We start from the raw sequence: 16,533 nt of genomic DNA on the forward strand, positions 1-16,533 counted from the left end.
CGCCGCCCCCCACCACGGGCGGACCCGGCCCCGGACCTCCGGCGTACGGGCGGCCGCGCCGGGTCCGCCTCCCGGCGTAGCCGCCGTCCACCGGCGGGCCGACGTGCCGCCCGGAGAACCCGACCTAACGTGGCGTCATGTCCAAGACCACTCGGTGGCGTTCCGCCGCCCTGCTCGGCCTGCCCGTCGCCCTGCTGCTGACCCTCGCCGGTCCGGCCGCCGCCGCGGCACCCCCCGCCCCGACCCCCGGCGCCGCCGGCCACCGCCCCCCGGCCGGCGGCGCGCCCCGGGTCCCCGCCCCGACCGGACATCAGCCGGTCGGCGTCACCGACGTCCGCCTGGTGGACGACAGCCGGCCCGATCCGTGGCGGACCGGCACGCCGTCCCGCGAACTGATGGTCACCGTCCGGTACCCGGCCGGCACCACCCGCGGCAGCCACCCGGCCTACGTGTCACCGGAGTTGTCCCACGCCCTGTACCGGGGCCTCTTCGACGCGAGCACCGTGCGGACCAACGCCCTGGCCGACGCGCCGCCCGCCCGCGGACGCCTCCCCCTCGTCGTGCTCTCCCCCGGCTTCGGCAACAGCCGCACCTCGCTGACCGCCCTGTCCGAGGACCTCGCCTCCCGCGGCTACGCGGTCGCCGTCGTCGACCACACCTACGAGACCTCCGTGCAGTTCCCCGACGGCCGGATCGAGCCCTGCCTGATCTGCGGGGAGCCGGAGGACCCGTGGGCCTTCGGGGTGGACGTCTCCCGCAGCCGGGCCCGCGACCTCCGGTTCGTGATCGACCGCTTCACCGCCCCGGGCAGGGGCCCGGTGCGCGGCCTCTCGATCGACCCGGCGCGGATCGGCGCCGCCGGCCACTCGCTCGGCGGGGCCGGCTCCCTGGAGGCGATGCGCGAGGACGGCCGGATCCGGGCCGCCGCCGACCTGGACGGCACCGTCTTCGTCCCGCCCGCCGAGGGCCTCTCCCGGCCGGTCCTGCTGCTGAGCGCCCGGCTCGGCGGCTCGGCCGAATCCGCGGCCAACTGGGAGGACACCTGGAACCGGCTCGGCGGCTGGCGCCGCTGGCTGGACCTGCCCGAGGCAGGACACCTCTCCTTCTCGGACGTGCACTGGCAGGTCGACGCGTTCGGCGTCCGCGACCAGCTGCCGCCGGAGCTCGCCGACGAGAGCTTCGGCACGATCCGCGGCACCCGCGCGCTGGCCGCCACCCGCGCCTACCTCGGCGCGTTCCTCGACCGGCACCTGCGCGACCGCCCGGGCCCGCTGCTCGACCGGCCGTCCCGCGCCTACCCCGACGTCCGCTTCGTGAAGTAGCCCGCCTCACCGGCCGGTCCGGCCGGCGCCGCGCCCGCGACGGGCCCGGCGGCGCCGGCCGGCACCGCCTCCCGCAACTCGCCCCCGGCGTGCTCCGGACCGCGCACCCAGAGCGGCAGCACCTCGGCTCCCCGGGTACGGCCGCCACCGGCCTCAGACATCCCGGGCCACCGATCTCGCCCCCGCCGACCGCCGGTCGGCCGCCAGCGAATCCTCCAGCCGGGCCAGCAGCACCCGGAACCGGTCGGTGTCCTCGGCCGTCATCCGGCCCTCCGCCAGGGCCCGCACGCCCTGGTCCCCCGTCGTTCCCTCGTTCATGCCCCGACGTTAGGCGACGGCGATCAACGCGCGATAAACACCCGTCACTCCCGCCGCCTCCCGCCCCCGGGGCCCCGGGGTGTCAGCCGTCGGCCCGGCCCGCGCCCGGGGCGGACGGGACCAGGACCACCGGCAGGTGCCGGTGCCCGTTGGAGATGAAGGACTCCACCGGCGCCAGGCCGGCCCCCGCCGCCAGCGCCAGGTCCGGGAACCGCTCGAAGAGGGCCGGCAGCGCGATCTGCGCCTCCATCCGGGCCAGCGGAGCGCCCAGGCAGAAGTGCGCACCGTGGCCGAACGCCAGGTGGTCCTTGGTGGGGCGCCGCAGATCGAAGACGTCCGCGTCGGCACCGTGCACCTCGGGGTCCCGCCCGGCGGCGGCGAACGCGGCCAGGATCGGCTCGCCCCGGCCGATCAGCACCCCGCCCGCCCGGATGTCCTCCACGGCGTAGCGCAGCGGCAGGTTGGCGACGGGGGACTGTACCCGCAGGGTCTCCTCGATCACGTCGCTCCACCCCGCCTTCCCGCTCAGGACCAGGTCCAGCTGCTCGGGGTGGGTGAGCAGCAGGTGGATGGCGTTGTCCAGCAGGTTGACCGTGGTCTCGTGCCCGGCGCTGAGCACCAGCAGCAGGGTGTCCAGCAGCTCCTTCTCGGTGAGCGAGCCGCCGTCGCCGTCCGCGTCGCGCGCGGCGATCAGCCCGCTGGTCAGGTCGTCGCCGGGCGTCTCGCGCTTGATCGCGACCAGCTCGGAGAGGAGCACGTACACCCGCTCGCCGTTGGCGTGGGCGTCCTCGGGGGTGATGGTGGTGTCGAAGAAGCCGTCCACGCACCTCCGCAGACCCTCGTGCAGGTGGTCCGGCACCCCGAAGAGCTCGCAGATCACCTGGATCGGCACCGGGTAGGCGTAGCCCTCGCGCAGGTCGACGACCCGGCCGGGCTCGGCGACGGCGGCCAGGCCGTCGAGCAACCCGGTGACGATCCCCTCGACGCGCGGGCGCAGCGCCTCGGTGCGCCGGGCGGTGAAGGCGCCGGCCACCAGGCGGCGCAGCCGTCGGTGGTCGGCGCCGTACGCGGTGAACATGCTCTCGACCGCGACCCAGAGCATCAGCGGCCAGTCGGCGGGTATCTCGCCGGCGGCGAAGGCGGTCCAGTGCTGCCGGGCGTTCTTGGACACGTTCGGGTCGGCCAGCAGCTGCTTGACGAGCCGCTGGCTGCCCACCGACCAGGCGACCACGCCGCCGGGGAGTTCCACCTGGGCCACCGGACCGTCCTGATGGACCCGGCGGGCCTCGCCGTGGATGTCACGGCCGCCCGGGTCGAGCCGGACGGGGCAGCGGTCGCGTTCCACGGAGGGCCTCCTGAGGCGTCGTCAGGCGCTGCGGGGGGTGCGGCCGGAACCGTGCCCCGGGGCCCCGGGTGCACTCCGGGGCGATCCCGCCACAGCTTGCCAGCGGACGGTGGACCCGACAAGCACGCCTCCCCACCGCCGGAGGCGGTGGGGGACACGCCGGCGGACACGCCGGGGGCCGGGGGACGGGCTCGCCGGGGGACCCCGGAGGTACGTCCGGCGGCCGAGGCGGTCTCAGGCCCGGCCGAGCACCCGGTCGACGGCGATCTCGATGACCACCCGGTCCGGGTTCACCCGCGGTTCGCGGTAGCGCTCGGTGTAGCGCCGCACCGCCTCGGCGACCTCCGCCGGCTCGTCCCGGACCACGGCCACGCCCTCCAGCGTCGACCAGCGGGCCCGGTCCACCTGGCAGACCGCCACCCGCATGCCCTCCGCCCCGGCCGCCAGCACGTTCTGCACCTTCCGGCTGGTCCGACTGCTGATCACCCGGGCGATCCCCGCCTCCGGCTCGTACGTCACCCCCACCGGCACCACGTGCGGCGTCCCGTCGGGCCGCCGGGTGGTCAGCGTGGAGATGTGCCGCTCCTGCCAGAAGGCGAGGAAGGCTTCGTCGAGCTCGCGTGGATCATGGGCCATGCCCGCGATCGTACGTCGCCGGACCGGGCGCCCCGCCCACCGGACGCCCCGCCCACCGGGCACCGGCTTCCTCCGGCGCCGCCGGTCCCGGCCGCCCGGCGGGACCGGCCCGTGCGGGTCCGGCCCGCACCGCCGCGGCCGGGCACGCGCGCGGCCCGGTGCGGGGCGCACCGGGCCGCGTCCACGCCGCCGCACGGTCACCCCTGCGGCGGCTCCCCCGGATCAGTGCCCGCGGGCGATCCACTCCGCGAGGGCGGGTGCCTCGGCGCCGATGGTCGTCGGGTCGCCGTGGCCGGTCCGGACGACGGTCTCCCCGGGCAGCGTCAGCAGCCGGTCCCGGATCGAGTCGATGATGGTCGGGAAGTGCGAGAACGAGCGGCCGGTGGCACCGGGCCCGCCGTGGAAGAGGGTGTCGCCGGTGAACACCGTGCCCAGGTCGGGGGCGTAGAGGCAGACCGCCCCCGGGGCGTGGCCGGGCGTGTGGAGGACGGTCAGCGTGGTGCCGGCCACCTCGATGCGCCCGCCGTCGGCGAGCTCGCCGTCCGGGAGGCGGTCGGGGTGGGTCAGCTTCCACAGCGGGAGGTCGTCCGGGTGCAGCAGGACCGGCGCGCCGGTGCGCTCGGCGAGCGCGGGAGCGGCGTCGATGTGGTCGTTGTGCGCGTGGGTGGAGACGATGGCGACCAGCCGTCGCCCGCCGAGCGCCGCCTCGATCGCCTCGGCGTCGTGGGCCGCGTCGATCACCACGGCCTCGGCGTCGTCGCCGACGATCCAGACGTTGTTCTCCACCTCCCAGCTGCCGCCGTCGAGTTCGAAGGTGCCGGCGGTGACCAGCCGGTCGATCCGGGCCGCGCCGCTCACAGGACCACCACCGAACGGAGCACGTCGCCGTGGTGCATGCGCTCGAACGCCTGCTCCACCGCGTCGAGTTCGATGGTCTCGGTGACGAACGCGCCCAGGTCGAGGCGGCCCTGGAGGTAGAGGTCGATCAGCATCGGGAAGTCCCGCGAGGGCAGGCAGTCCCCGTACCAGGAGGACTTCAGCGCGCCGCCGCGCCCGAACACGTCCAGCAGCGGCAGCTCCAGCTGCATCTCGGGCGTCGGCACGCCGACCAGGACGACCGTGCCCGCCAGGTCGCGGGCGTAGAAGGCCTGCCGGTAGGTCTCCGGCCGGCCGACGGCCTCGACGACCACGTCGGCGCCGTGGCCTCCGGTCAGCTCACGGATCGCCTCGACCGGGTCGGTGTCCTTCGAGTTGACGGTGTGGGTGGCGCCGAGCTTCTCGGCGGTGGCGAGCTTGCGGTCGTCGATGTCCACCGCGATGATCTTCGCCGCGCCGGCGAGCCGCGAGCCGAGCACGGCCGCGCTTCCCACGCCGCCGCAGCCGATCACGGCGACCGTGTCGCCCCGGCCGACGTTGCCGGTGTTGATGGCGGCGCCGATGCCCGCCATCACGCCGCAGCCGAGCAGGCCGGCGACGGCCGGCTCGGCGGCCGGGTCCACCTTGGTGCACTGGCCGGCGGCGACCAGCGTCTTCTCCGCGAACGCACCGATGCCCAGGGCCGGGGACAGCTCGGTGCCGTCCAGCAGGGTCATCCGCTGCTTGGCGTTGTGGGTGTTGAAACAGTACTGGGACCGCCCGCGCCGACAGGCGCGGCACTGGCCGCAGACGGCGCGCCAGTTGAGGATCACGAAGTCACCGGGAGCGACCTCGGAGACGCCCTCGCCGACCGACTCGACGATGCCTGCGGCCTCGTGGCCCAGCAGGAACGGGAACTCGTCGTTGATGCCGCCCTCGCGGTAGTGCAGGTCCGTGTGGCAGACACCGCAGGCCTGGATCCGCACCACCGCCTCACCCGGCCCGGGATCGGGGACGACGATCGTCGTCACCTCTACGGGCGCGCCCTTGGCACGCGCGATGACTGCCTTGACCTGCTGGGCCATCCGATTCCACCTCCGTCGGCCGGCGCGACTCTGCAACCGGCTTGACCTGCGTCGACGCGAGTCCGACGACTCGCCCACGAAGCCTAGCGTCCGGCCCGGCGGCCTTCCGTGGAACGGCTCCGGTGATCCGGCTCACCACGGGATCGGAGGCACCCGGGGCCGGGTTCGGCGCGGGGGCCGGGAGGACGGCGGAACCGGTCCTCGCGGCGGGCGGAACCGGCCGCCCGCAGGGGCGCGCGAGCGTTGCCGAGCGCCCGTCAACGTGCTCTCGGCGCCCCGGCCTTGGCTGGAATCGTAGCTGACTGTGGCCCGTCGCCCACGTACGGTCGAACCGAACCTGGCCGACCGGCACATCGTCAACCGCCCTGCCGTCCCCGCGCACCGCCCGGATCCACCCCCCGCACGGCCGCCGCCCCGCGGCCACCGCCCTGGAGTCTGGAGTACGGATGTCCGCCGAGAACAGTGCCACCGGTGCCGGAACCGGCACCGACCCGAACCCCGGAACCGCGTCCGCCGTGCTGCCGCCCCTGCACTGCCTGCGCCTGCTCGCACCCGGCCCGCCCCGGCTGGCCGCGCTGCCCACCGGCACCCCGGTCTGGCTGGTCAGCCGACACGCCGACGTCCGCAAGGTGCTCACCGACCAGCGCCTGGGCCGGTCCACGCTCTACGCGCCCGGCGCCCCGCCGGTCTCCCGCACCCCGAACCTGCTCGACGACCCGTCCAGCATGCTCAACATAGACGGCGCCGAACACCAGCGGCTGCGCCGCACCGTCCAGCGCGCCTTCACCCCCCGGGCGACGGCCCGCTGGCGCCCGTGGGTGGCCTCGGTGATCGAGAGTCTGCTCAACGAGCTGATCGACCAGGGCTCCCCCGCCGACGTCGTCGCCGGCTACACCCGCCCGCTGCCGGTCGCCGTCATCAGCCGCCTGATGGGCCTGGACGGCCTCGACGGCAAGCGCCTCGCGCACTGGAGCGACCACGCCCTCTCCACCTCCGCCTACTCGGCGGAGGCGATCCGGACCGCCATGGACGAGTTCGCCGCCTTCGGCGCCGACCTCATCGCCGAACGCCGCGCCGCCCCCGGCGACGACCTGGTGAGCGGCCTGCTCGCGGCCGCCGCCGAGACCCCGGGGATCACCGAGCAGCAACTGGTCTCGCTGGTGATCGGCCTCGTGGTGGCCGGGCACGAGACCACCATGACCTCGCTCGGCAACGCCGTCGTCTACCTGCTCGGCGACGGCCGGGACGCCTGGGGGCAGCTCGCCTCGGACGAGCGGAGCGCCGCCGCCGCGACCGAGCAGCTGCTGCGCGCCGTCCCGCTCGGGGACGCCGACGTCCTGCCCGGCCTGCTGCGGCGGGCCGTCGAGGACGTGGAGATCGGCGGCGTGCTGATCCCCGCCGGCAGCGTGGTCGCCGCCAGCACCGACGCCGCCAACACCGACCCGTCGGTGTTCACCGGGGACCTGCTCACCGAGCTGTTCTCCCCGCTCGCCGGGCCGATGCTCACCTTCGGCGCCGGTCCGCACCACTGCCTGGGCGCCTGGCTGGCCCGGATGGAGCTGGAGCTCGCGCTGCACCGGCTGGCCCGCCGGCTCCCCTCGCTGCGGCTCGCCGAACCGGCGGACGCCATCGACTGGCGGCGCGGTCTGCTGACCCGCAGCCCGCAGAGCCTCCAGGTCGCCTGGTGACGGCCGCCGGCCGTCCGGCCACCGAGCCGGGCACCGAGCCGGGCCTTCGGACGGGCTCGGGGCCGGGACCGGCTCACGGCCCCGCCACTGCTGCTTCGGCCACCACTGCCACCACTGCCACTGCCGCCCAGGTCGCCACGCACGCGGCCGAGCCGGTGGTGGTCGTCCGGGTGAACCGGGACCGGTGCATCGGCTCGGCCATGTGCGCGAACACCGCACCCGGCTCCCTGACCCTCGGCGCCGACGGGCTCGCCCGGCCGTTGAACGGCCCGTTCGCGGACGCCGACGACGACCTCGCCGCGGAGTTCTCCGGGGAGTTCTCCGGCCACCTCCCCGAGGGTCTCGCCGGAGAACACCTGACACCGGAGCTGGCCGACGCGGTCGACTTCTGTCCGGTGGAGGCACTCGCCCTGTACGCCGCGCACGACGGCCGCCCGATCAGCCCGACCGACTGATCCCGGGCCGGCCTGAACGCCCACGGCCGTCGGAGCCCCCGGCCCGGAGCGCCGACGGCCGCACGGCGGACACCGCACCCGTCGGGCGTCAGCCCGCCGCCCGCAGTGCCTGCCGGACCTCCGAGGCCGGGTCGCCCTCGTGGTACGGACGCTCGCTCACCTCGATGTGGTCCAGGAACTCCTGGTACCGGAGCGCGTACGCGAGGTGGTAGAGCGGGCCGACCAGGTCCAGGGCCCGCTCCGGCTCGCAGCCGGGTAGCTGTGCCCGCCACGCGCCCGCCCACTCCCGGGCCACCTGCGCCCACCCCTCCTCGCTCACGAACGCGCGCGGCCGCATCCCGTCCATGGCCGGGTGGCCGAGGCAGGAGTCCGCGTAGTCGATGACCACCGGATCCCCGCCGTCGGAGCGCCAGTTGCCGGGGTGGAAGTCACCGTGGACGAGGGTCTCCGGCAGCCCGCAGGCGGCCAGCTCCTCGACCAGGGCGGGCAGCCGGGCGGCGAGCACCCGGGCGGCGGCGAGCTCGTCGGCCGTCAGGTCCGACTCGGCCTCCAACCGGTCCAACAGGCCGTCGACCCCGGCGGCGAGCGCGCGCGGGGTCCGGTCGCGCAGACCGGCCGCGGCGGCCCGGCCGTCGGCCGCGAGCACCGCCTGGGCGGTGACCAGCCGCGACACGGCGCCGGCCACCTCCGCCTCCGAGGGGCCCCAGCAGTCCTCTCCGGCGACCTCGTCCAGGAGCAGCCGGCCGGCGCCGGGGTCGGCGGCGATCACCGACGGCACCAGCGCCGGGTCCACGGCCCCGAACAGCGCGATCACGTCCGCCTCGCGGGCGTTGAACGCCGGGTTGATCACCTTCAGCCAGGCCGGTCCGGCGGCGGTCGGGAAGCGGAACAGCCCCGACAGGTTCCACGTCCGGACCTGCTCGGCCCGACCGGTGGCCGGGCGGCCGGCCGCGGCCAGCTCCCGTTCCGCCCAGGCGAGCGCCTCGCGCAGCCCGGACGGCGTGGCCCAGCCCGCCCGCCGCTCGGCGGGTCCGAGGAGTGCGGCGACGTCGGGCTCCGCAGGCCGCGGCGCCGCCGCGGCCGGGCGCTCCCACGTCTCCACGTGGTAGACGGTGTGCCCGCCGCCGCCCCCCTCACCGCCCGTCACCCCGGTGAGCCGGACCACCACCACGGGCACCCCGACCTCCGCCGCGACGCGTTCGGCCACCGGCCCGGCCGACGACCACCACGCCTCCGCCAGCTCGAAGGGGCCCACCGGGCCCAGGTAGTCGTCCCCGTGGGTGAGGTGGACGCTGACCGTCCGACCGTTCGCTCGCATCCGGGCATGTTCCCCCAGCTCATCCCATCCGCGCGAGCGATTTACCGCCCCGTCCGGGGCCGGTGCGGATCATGGCCGGTTCTCCGGGTGCGGGGCAGACGCGGCGGGCGCGGCTGCCTACGCTACCCAGCCATGCAGACAACCACTTCGGCGACGAAGCGCACGGGGCTCGTCGCCGCACTCGTCCTGTTCCTCAGCCTGATGGGCTTCGGTGGGCAGGCCACCGCCGCGCCCGCCGTCCTGGCGCCGCACTTCGCCCTGAGTGTGGACCACGCCACGGTGACACCCGGCCAGGTCGCCAACCTGACCGTGACGTTCACCAATCCGCAGACCACTGCCGTGCAGTTCCTCTACCTGTGGCTGCCGATGGTCGAGGTCAGCCCGCAGCCCGCAACCGGTGCGCGCGCGGAGTTCGTCGGATGTACCGGCGACGTGAGCCTGTGCGACTACCAGAGCAGCCGGGTGATCCTCAACCTGACCTCGCCCCAGGTGCCGATCGATCCGGGGACCAGCCGGACCATCACGCTGTCCTTCCGCTACCCCGCGACCTCCGACTGCACCGTCCACCCGGTCGTCGACTTCGCCCCGCACTACTTCCACTACGAGTACGCACTGGGCACGCTGTCCCACGACGGCGCGGAGGTCCCCACCCCCGCCGTCACCAGCACGCTGGTGTGCCCGCCCACGGTGTAACACCCCACCGCGCGCTCGCACCCACTTGTCCCCGTTCGTCCCTGCTCGGTCCCCGTTCGTCCCCCGCGGGGGCGAACGGGGACCGCCACCGGCCGGGCCGGCCGCCGCACCGCCTACCGGATCGCCACCGCCGCGCCGGACACCCGCACGCGGGTGTCCTCCTCGCGCAGCTCCACCCGCAGCACGCCCGGGCGGCCCAGGTCCTCGCCCTGGTGCAGGGTGAGGACCACCGGGTCCGCGACGGCGCCGAGTTCGCGCAGGTAGGCGCCGAAGGCCGCGGCCGCCGCGCCCGTCGCCGGGTCCTCGACCACACCGCCGACCGGGAACGGGTCCCGGACGTGGAAGACCTCGGGGCCGGCGCGCCAGACCAGTTGGACGGTGACCAGGTCACGCGCGGTCATGAAGGCGGCCAGGCCGTCGAAGTCGTAGGCCAGGCGGGCCAGCCGGTCGCGGGTGGCGGCGGCCAGCACCAGGTGCCGGGCGCCCGCGTAGGCGATCCGGGGCGGCAGCGCGGCGTCCAGGTCCCCGGGCGCCCAACCGAGCAGCGCGAGCGCCTCGGCGACGTCCGCCCCGCCCACCTCCTCGACGTACGGCTCGACGCTGGTGAGGGTGGCGCGCAGCGTGCCGTCCGCGCCCTTGTCGACCTCGACCGGGACCTCGCCCGCCGCGGTGACGAAGACGTACCGTCCGGGACCGACCTGCTCGGCGAGGGCGACGGCGGAGGCGACGGTGGCGTGGCCGCAGAAGGGCACCTCCGTCAGCGGGCTGAAGTACCGCACGGTGTAACGCCCCTCGGCCCCGGCCTCGACCTCGGCCTCGGCCCCGCCCGCCCCGGCGGGGACCAGGAAGGCCGTCTCCGAGTAGCCGACCTCGGCGGCGAGGGCGAGCATCCGCTCGGCGGAGAGCCCGGAGGCGTCCAGCACCACGCCCGCCGGGTTGCCGCCGCCCGGGTCGGTGGCGAACGCGGCGTAGCGGAGGATCTCGGGCCCGGCGGCCCCGGCGGATGCGGAGGTCTCGGGAGTCAGGGGGGTCGCCGACAAGGCGTCACTGGTCATGTCCGCAAGAACGTGGCAGGTCACGCCGCTGTTCCCGATCGCCGTCCCCGTCCGGCGGCCGACCCCTCACGCGGCCCGCCGGCCCCGGTGTTCCGCACGCCGCACCGTCAACGCGGCACCGTCAACGCGGCGCCGTCAGCGCAGCACCGCCTCCAGCAGGTCGGTCCCGAGCCGGGCACTGCCCGCCAGGTCGAGCCGGTAGAGCATGTACCGCCCGCGCCGGTGGGTGACCAGCAGCCCGGCCTTGCGGAGCACCGCCAGGTGCCGGGACACCTCGGGCGCGCTGAGCTGCCAGGCCGCCGCCAGCTCGCCGGTGGTGTGCGGCCCGCGCGCGATGGTCCGGGCCAGCCGCAGCCGGACGGGGTGGGCGAGCGCCTCCAGCCGCTGCTGGACGACGGCCAGCGAGACGGGCTCGGGCACGCCGTCCTCGGCCAGGGGGTACTGCACCACCGGCCGCCACCCGGCCGTGTGCACCACCACCAGGTGCGGCCGGCCGAACGCCGTCGGGATGAAGGTGACGCCGCCGGCGCCGGCCCCGTTGGTGGCGTTGTCCTGCAACTTGTCGACGACGATCCGGCGCCGTCCCCCGCCGGCGTCCTCCAGCGCCACCGAGGAGGAGACCGCCGCCAGCGCCTCGGCGGCGCCGCGCCGCACCAGCAGGTCGGTCTTCCGCCGGGCGTCGGCCGCGAGGTCGGGCAGCACCCGCCGCCAGGCGTCGGCGAAGAACGCCTCCGCGCAGTCCTCCAGCATCCGCCGGACCAGGGCGCGGACCGCCGTCGGGTCGGTGAGCAGCCGGTCCGCGAAGTCGGCCTGCCGGGGGCCGCGCGCCAGCGCGAGTTCGCGGGCCCGCTCCTGCGCCACCGGGTCGGTGAGCGGCGAGGTGATCCGGTGGGCGAGGCGGGAGGCCCCGCAGGTCAGCACCAGCGCGGCCCGGACGTACTGCTCGTCGTCGATCCGGTCGACGGCGTCCAGTTCGTCGGCGAGGGTGGCGCCGGGGATTCCGGGGACGAGGAAGTCGGCGCGCGAGGAGCGCCAGAGGAAGTCCGCCTCGGCGAGCCGCTCGGCGAGTGCGGGCGGGATGGACGCCGTGGTGCTCGCCGCCCACCCGTGCCGCTCGGGATGGTGCGCCGGCTCGCCGAGGACGTGCAGCATCGCGCTCATCTCGGCCAGCGGCGAGGGGGTGAAGATCAGGCGCTCGTCGGGCAGGGAGGTGATGTCGATGGTCAGGCTCACGCCCTGATCCTGCCACCCGCCCGCAGGCGGACCCGCGTCGATTGACGGTACTCGTCAATCGACGTGCCCGCGCGCGGGGTCCGGGCGGACGGTACCGGCCATGACCCCGTTCCAGAGCCCGGCCCGGCAGCAGCCCGCGCCACCCGTCCCGACCGTCGTCCCCGACCCCCGCACCGTTCCCGTTCCGGCTCCGGCTCCGGATCCGGCGGCCACTCCGGCAGAGCCTCCGGCCGGTCGGCCGGGCCCGAGAGGCCCTGCGGGCCCGGCCGCCCTGATCTCCCTGCTCACCGCCGCCGGCGGTCGCCGCTACGCCGCCGCCCTCGTCGTCGACGCCCTCGGCACCGGCCTGCTCCGGCCGTTCCTCCTGCTCTACGGCATCGGCGTGCTGGCCCTGGACGCCGGGACGGCCGGCCTGGCCATGTCGGCCGGCATGGTCGTCGGCCTGCTGGTCCTCCCGCTCACCGGCCGCTGGATCGACCGGGGCGCCCGCAGCCTCCCGGCGGCGGCCACCCTGCTGGTCCGGGCGGCCGGCGCGCTGACGCTGCTGCTGTCCGACGGGGTGGCCGGCTTCACTGCGGCCGCCGTGCTGCTCGGCGTCGGCAGCCAGTCCTGGCCGACCACCCACGCCGCCGTGGTCTCGACGCTCACCGAGGGCCGCACCCGGGACGCCGCGCTGGCGGCCGGCCGGACGCTGCGCAACGCCGGTCTGGGCGCGGGCGCGCTGGTCGCCACCCTGGCGGTGGCCGGCGGCTCGGGCACGATCCGGCTGCTCGCCGGGGTGACCGCCGTCGCCTGCCTGGTCGCGGCGGTCCTGGTCCACTCCCTGCGGGTCGACACGAGCCGGCCGCCCGGCGCGGCCGACGCCCCGGGCACCGGCGGCACCGTGGCCACCGGGAAGGCCGGCGGCGCTCCCTCCGGCCCGGCCGCGACGGGCCCCGAGCTGCGGCGGATCACCCTGCTCAGCCTCGCCAACCTTCCCTACTCGTTCTCCTTCGACGTGCTGGAGGTGGCGCTGCCCGCCCTGCTGGTACTGCACCTGCACGCCTCCCCCGCCTGGTCGTCCGGGGTGTTCGTGGGCAACACGGTGCTGGTGATCACGCTCCAGCTGGCTCTGGTGCTCCGCCTCGCCGACCGGTCCCGACGCGCGGTGCTGGCGGCCGGCGGCGCCGCCCTCGCGCTCTCGTACCTGGGGTTCTGGGCGGCCGGAACGCTCGGCGGCACGGCAGGCGCCGCGACCGTGGCGGCCGTCTCGGTGCTCTTCACCCTCGGCGAGATCCTCTACTCCGGCTCCGGGACGGCCCTGGTCGCCGCCACCGCACCGCCGCAGCAGCTCGGCCGGGCGCTGGCCCGCTGGGAGCTGTCGATGGGCGTCGGCCGCGCGCTGGCTCCGGCGGCCCTGACGGCCCTGCTGGCCGTCGGCCCGGGCGTCCTCTGGGGGGTCCTCGCCGCCACCACCCTGCTCGCCGCCGCGGCCGTCACCCGCCTCGCCCCGACCGGGTGACCCCCGACCGCCCGGCCGTTCGACCGTTCGGCCTCCCGCCCCTCAGCCGCCGGGCCGTCCACCCGCCGGCCCGCCCCGGGGTGCGGGCGGGCGCGCGGTCGCCGATGCTGGGCGGCGACGCGTGGACGCACTCCGCGCGGGACGACGCGCCCGGCCGCGAGGAAGGACACCCCGCATGAGCGCCCTCGACTTCGAGATCATCGACAGCCCCGACAGCTCCCTGAACAAGACCTCCGTGCTGGTGACCGGCCCGAGTGACGCCCTGCTGGTGGACGCGGGGTTCACCCGGTCCGACGGGCGCCGGCTGGCCGAGCGGGTGAAGGCCACCGGCAAGCGCCTCACCACGGTGTTCGTCAGCCACGGGGACCCGGACTTCTACTTCGGCGCCCAGGAGGTGCAGGACGTCTTCCCGGAGGCCCGGTTCCTGGCCTCCGCCCTGACCGTCGAGCACATCGACGAGACCTTCGACACCAAGCTCGCGGCCTGGGAGCACCTGGGCCCCGAGCTGCCCACCCGGCTGGTCCGCCCCGAGGTGCTGCACAACGACGAGCTGGTCTTCGAGGGACACCGGTTCGAACTGCGCGGCGCCGACTTCCACCTGCCCGACCGGCACTACCTGTGGCAGCACCACCACCGCGCCGTCCTGGGCGGGGTCCTGCTCTTCCAGGGCCTGCACGTGTGGACGGCGGACACCCCGACCCCGGAGCAGCGCGCGGCCTGGATCGGCCTGCTCGACGACATGGCGGTGCTCGAACCGGAGTTCGTGGCGGCCGGCCACCGGACGGCGGGCTCGCCCACCGACACCGGTCCGATCGACCACACCCGGGACTACCTGCGGGCCTTCGAGACGGAGGTCGGCCGGGCGCCGGACGCGGCGTCCGCCAAGGAGGCGCTGGAGCGGAGGTTCCCGGAGCTGGGCATGACCTTGGCGGTCGACCTCGGGACCAAGGTCGCCAAGGGCGAGATGACCTGGGGCTGAGACGCGATGATCGAGATCCCGAGGTCCACCGCCGCGTTCGCCGAGTCCGACGCGCCGGCCGACGTGGTCCGCCGCCAGTACCTGGCCTCGGCGCGCGGCGATCTCGCCGCGCTGCGGGCCACCCTCGCCGAAGACGTCGAGTGGACCGAGATGGCGGGCTTCCCCCTGGCCGGCACGTACCGGACGCCCAAGGGCGTCACCAGCGGGGTGATGGAGCGGCTGGCCGCCGACTGGGAGGGCTGGACCGCGCACGACGACCGCTACGTGGTGGACGGCGAGAACGTGGTCGTGCTGGCCCGCTACACGGCCGTCCACCGGGTGACCCGCCGGTCGCTGGCGATCCGGGTGGCGCACCACTTCACGGTGCGGGGCGGCCGGATCGTCCGGTTCGAGCAGTTCACCGACACCGCCCTGGTCCGCGACGCGATGTCACCGTGACGCCCTGACTCCGCCCCCCATCGCTCCGTCCCCACCGTTCCGGACCGTCCGTACGCGGTGGGGCCGCCACCCGGTCCTCGTCACCCGTTCGGGGGAGCCCGCGCGGCGCGCCCGAGTGCGGTCTCGACAGCCCCGCCGGGCGACGGCAGGCTGTCCGTGATTCCGGCCGGAGAGCGAGGAGTTCACCATGAGCACGGACAGCACGGACAGCACGGGCACCACCGGCGGTACCGGCGGCACGGGCGACGGCGGGACGGAGCACCCGTACGTCATCGTCGGCGCCTCCCTCGGGGGCGCCAAGGCCGCCCAGGCACTGCGCGAGGCCGGCTACCGGGGCGGCATCGTCCTGATCGGCGACGAGCACGAGCGCCCGTACGAGCGGCCGCCGCTCTCCAAGGGCTACCTGCTCGGCAAGTCCGCGCGGGAGAAGATCTACGTCCATCCCCCGCAGTGGTACGCGGAGCACGACGTGACCCTGCGCCTGGGCACGGCGGTGACCGCGATCGACCTGGCGGCGCACACCGTCACGCTGGCCGACCACAGCCGGGTGGAGTACGCCAAGCTGCTGCTGACCACCGGTTCGGTGCCGCGCCGGCTGCCGGTGCCCGGCGCCGACCAGGACGGTGTGCTGTACCTGCGCCGGGTCGAGGACAGCGACCGGATCCGGGCGGCGTTCCGGTCCGGCGGGCGGATCGTGGTGATCGGGGCCGGCTGGATCGGCCTGGAGACGGCGGCGGCGGCCCGGGCGGCGGGCGCCGAGGTGACCGTCCTGGAGGCGGCCGAACTCCCGCTGCTCCGGGTGCTGGGCCGCGAGGTCGCCCAGGTCTTCGCCGACCTGCACCGCGACCACGGGGTGGACCTGCGGTTCGGCGCGAAGGTCGCGGAACTGACCGGCGAGGACGGGCAGGTGACGGGTGTCCGGCTGGCCGACGGCTCGTCGGTGGCGGCGGACGCCGTCGTGGTCGGCATCGGCATCGCCCCGGACACCGGACTCGCCGAGGCGGCCGGGCTGGAGATCGAGAACGGCGTCAAGACCGACGAGCACCTCCGGACGTCGGACCCGGACGTCTACGCGGCCGGTGACGTCGCCAACGCCTTCCACCCCCAGCTCGGCCGGCACATCCGGGTCGAGCACTGGGCCAACGCGGTCAACCAGCCGCAGACGGCGGCGCGGGCGATGCTCGGCGAGGACGCCGCCTACGACCGGGTGCCGTACTTCTTCTCGGACCAGTACGACCTGGGGATGGAGTACGTCGGCTACGTGGAGCCGGGCGGCTACGACAAGGTGGTGTTCCGGGGCGACGTGAAGGCGAAGGAGTTCATCGCCTTCTGGCTGAAGGACGGCCGGGTGCTGGCGGGCATGAACGTGAACATCTGGGACGTCGTCGATCCGATCCGCAACCTGATCCGGTCACAGCGGACGGTGGACGTGGACCGGCTGACGGATCCGGACGTTCCGCTCGGCGACGTCTGAGACACGTCCGGCACTCCGGCTCGATCAGCCGACCGTCCGTGATCCTCACGCCGGTTCGGCACGGAGCCCCCGGACAGCGCCCCCTGTCCGGGGGCTCTGCTCCACCCTTCCGTCCCGGTGGCTGCTATGCCACGATCC

General features: G+C 75.6%; 17 protein-coding genes. 8 read left to right on the forward strand and 9 right to left on the reverse strand.

Annotation, left to right across the window (positions count from 1 at the left end):
• The first annotated feature begins 137 nt into the window (after positions 1–137).
• The gene (locus PUR56_RS29015) at positions 138–1,322 is read left to right on the forward strand and encodes an alpha/beta hydrolase family protein (RefSeq protein ID WP_329951110.1); all 1,185 of its coding nucleotides are present in this window, start codon (positions 138–140) and stop codon (positions 1,320–1,322) included.
• On the opposite strand, the gene PUR56_RS29020 is transcribed toward PUR56_RS29015, so the two are convergent.
• The 6 genes from PUR56_RS29020 to PUR56_RS29045 all read right to left on the reverse strand — a co-directional run bounded on the left by PUR56_RS29020 (position 1,295) and on the right by PUR56_RS29045 (position 5,561).
• Entirely contained in the window at positions 1,295–1,483 is a 189-nt protein-coding gene (locus PUR56_RS29020; RefSeq protein ID WP_329951111.1) for a hypothetical protein, read from the reverse strand. The two genes, PUR56_RS29015 and PUR56_RS29020, sit on opposite strands and share 28 nt — an antisense overlap.
• Positions 1,476–1,640: a hypothetical protein gene (locus PUR56_RS29025; protein WP_329951112.1), complete on the reverse strand. Its 165-nt coding sequence runs from the start codon at positions 1,638–1,640 to the stop codon at positions 1,476–1,478. The genes PUR56_RS29020 and PUR56_RS29025 overlap by 8 nt, the downstream gene beginning before the upstream one ends.
• 82 nt (positions 1,641–1,722) lie before the next feature.
• Complete coding sequence (locus PUR56_RS29030) at positions 1,723–2,985, reverse strand: cytochrome P450 family protein (protein ID WP_329951113.1); 1,263 nt, start codon at positions 2,983–2,985, stop codon at positions 1,723–1,725.
• Positions 2,986–3,219: 234 nt separating this feature from the next.
• The gene (locus PUR56_RS29035; protein ID WP_329951114.1) at positions 3,220–3,621 is read right to left on the reverse strand and encodes a pyridoxamine 5'-phosphate oxidase family protein; all 402 of its coding nucleotides are present in this window, start codon (positions 3,619–3,621) and stop codon (positions 3,220–3,222) included.
• 222 nt (positions 3,622–3,843) lie between these two features.
• Complete coding sequence (locus PUR56_RS29040) at positions 3,844–4,479, reverse strand: MBL fold metallo-hydrolase (protein WP_329881806.1); 636 nt, start codon at positions 4,477–4,479, stop codon at positions 3,844–3,846.
• The gene (locus tag PUR56_RS29045; protein WP_329881805.1) at positions 4,476–5,561 is read right to left on the reverse strand and encodes an S-(hydroxymethyl)mycothiol dehydrogenase; all 1,086 of its coding nucleotides are present in this window, start codon (positions 5,559–5,561) and stop codon (positions 4,476–4,478) included. Before PUR56_RS29045 ends, PUR56_RS29040 begins: the two co-directional genes overlap by 4 nt.
• A 446-nt stretch (positions 5,562–6,007) precedes the next feature.
• Between PUR56_RS29045 and PUR56_RS29050 the strand changes: the two genes are divergently transcribed.
• Together PUR56_RS29050 and PUR56_RS29055 are read left to right on the forward strand one after the other, a co-directional pair.
• Positions 6,008–7,249, forward strand: coding sequence for a cytochrome P450 (locus PUR56_RS29050; protein WP_329951115.1), 1,242 nt, complete (start codon positions 6,008–6,010; stop codon positions 7,247–7,249).
• Positions 7,246–7,704, forward strand: a complete 459-nt coding sequence (locus tag PUR56_RS29055) for a ferredoxin (RefSeq protein WP_329951116.1) — start codon at positions 7,246–7,248, stop codon at positions 7,702–7,704. Before PUR56_RS29050 ends, PUR56_RS29055 begins: the two co-directional genes overlap by 4 nt.
• Positions 7,705–7,792: 88 nt before the next feature.
• Here the strand turns inward: PUR56_RS29055 and PUR56_RS29060 are convergent, their stop codons facing one another.
• On the reverse strand, positions 7,793–9,022 hold the full coding sequence (locus tag PUR56_RS29060; protein ID WP_329951117.1) for an aminoglycoside phosphotransferase family protein: 1,230 nt from the start codon (positions 9,020–9,022) through the stop codon (positions 7,793–7,795).
• Positions 9,023–9,154: 132 nt separating this feature from the next.
• Here PUR56_RS29060 and PUR56_RS29065 point away from each other — a divergent pair, with 132 nt between their 5' ends.
• The gene (locus tag PUR56_RS29065) at positions 9,155–9,715 is read left to right on the forward strand and encodes a hypothetical protein (RefSeq protein ID WP_329951118.1); all 561 of its coding nucleotides are present in this window, start codon (positions 9,155–9,157) and stop codon (positions 9,713–9,715) included.
• Positions 9,716–9,828: 113 nt separating this feature from the next.
• Here PUR56_RS29065 and PUR56_RS29070 read toward each other — a convergent pair whose 3' ends face one another.
• The gene (locus tag PUR56_RS29070) at positions 9,829–10,770 is read right to left on the reverse strand and encodes a PhzF family phenazine biosynthesis protein (protein WP_329951119.1); all 942 of its coding nucleotides are present in this window, start codon (positions 10,768–10,770) and stop codon (positions 9,829–9,831) included.
• A 135-nt stretch (positions 10,771–10,905) separates the two neighbouring features.
• Positions 10,906–12,003 (reverse strand): DUF5937 family protein, encoded by a 1,098-nt coding sequence (locus PUR56_RS29075; protein WP_329951120.1) that lies wholly within the window; start codon positions 12,001–12,003, stop codon positions 10,906–10,908.
• A 100-nt stretch (positions 12,004–12,103) separates the two neighbouring features.
• On the opposite strand from PUR56_RS29075, the gene PUR56_RS29080 reads away from it, so the two are divergent.
• From PUR56_RS29080 to PUR56_RS29095, 4 genes are all read left to right on the forward strand, one after another.
• Complete coding sequence (locus PUR56_RS29080) at positions 12,104–13,504, forward strand: MFS transporter (RefSeq protein ID WP_329951121.1); 1,401 nt, start codon at positions 12,104–12,106, stop codon at positions 13,502–13,504.
• 175 nt (positions 13,505–13,679) lie between these two features.
• Positions 13,680–14,483, forward strand: a complete 804-nt coding sequence (locus PUR56_RS29085; protein ID WP_329951122.1) for an MBL fold metallo-hydrolase — start codon at positions 13,680–13,682, stop codon at positions 14,481–14,483.
• Between the two features lie 6 nt (positions 14,484–14,489).
• Positions 14,490–14,921 carry a nuclear transport factor 2 family protein gene (locus tag PUR56_RS29090; protein ID WP_329951123.1) on the forward strand — a complete coding sequence of 144 codons (432 nt, stop codon included), beginning with the start codon at positions 14,490–14,492 and terminating at the stop codon, positions 14,919–14,921.
• Positions 14,922–15,108: 187 nt separating this feature from the next.
• Positions 15,109–16,395 (forward strand): NAD(P)/FAD-dependent oxidoreductase, encoded by a 1,287-nt coding sequence (locus tag PUR56_RS29095; RefSeq protein ID WP_329951124.1) that lies wholly within the window; start codon positions 15,109–15,111, stop codon positions 16,393–16,395.
• The last annotated feature ends 138 nt before the right edge of the window (positions 16,396–16,533 follow it).

This window comes from Streptomyces sp. BE303 (assembly GCF_036290945.1).
Classification (GTDB): domain Bacteria; phylum Actinomycetota; class Actinomycetes; order Streptomycetales; family Streptomycetaceae; genus Kitasatospora.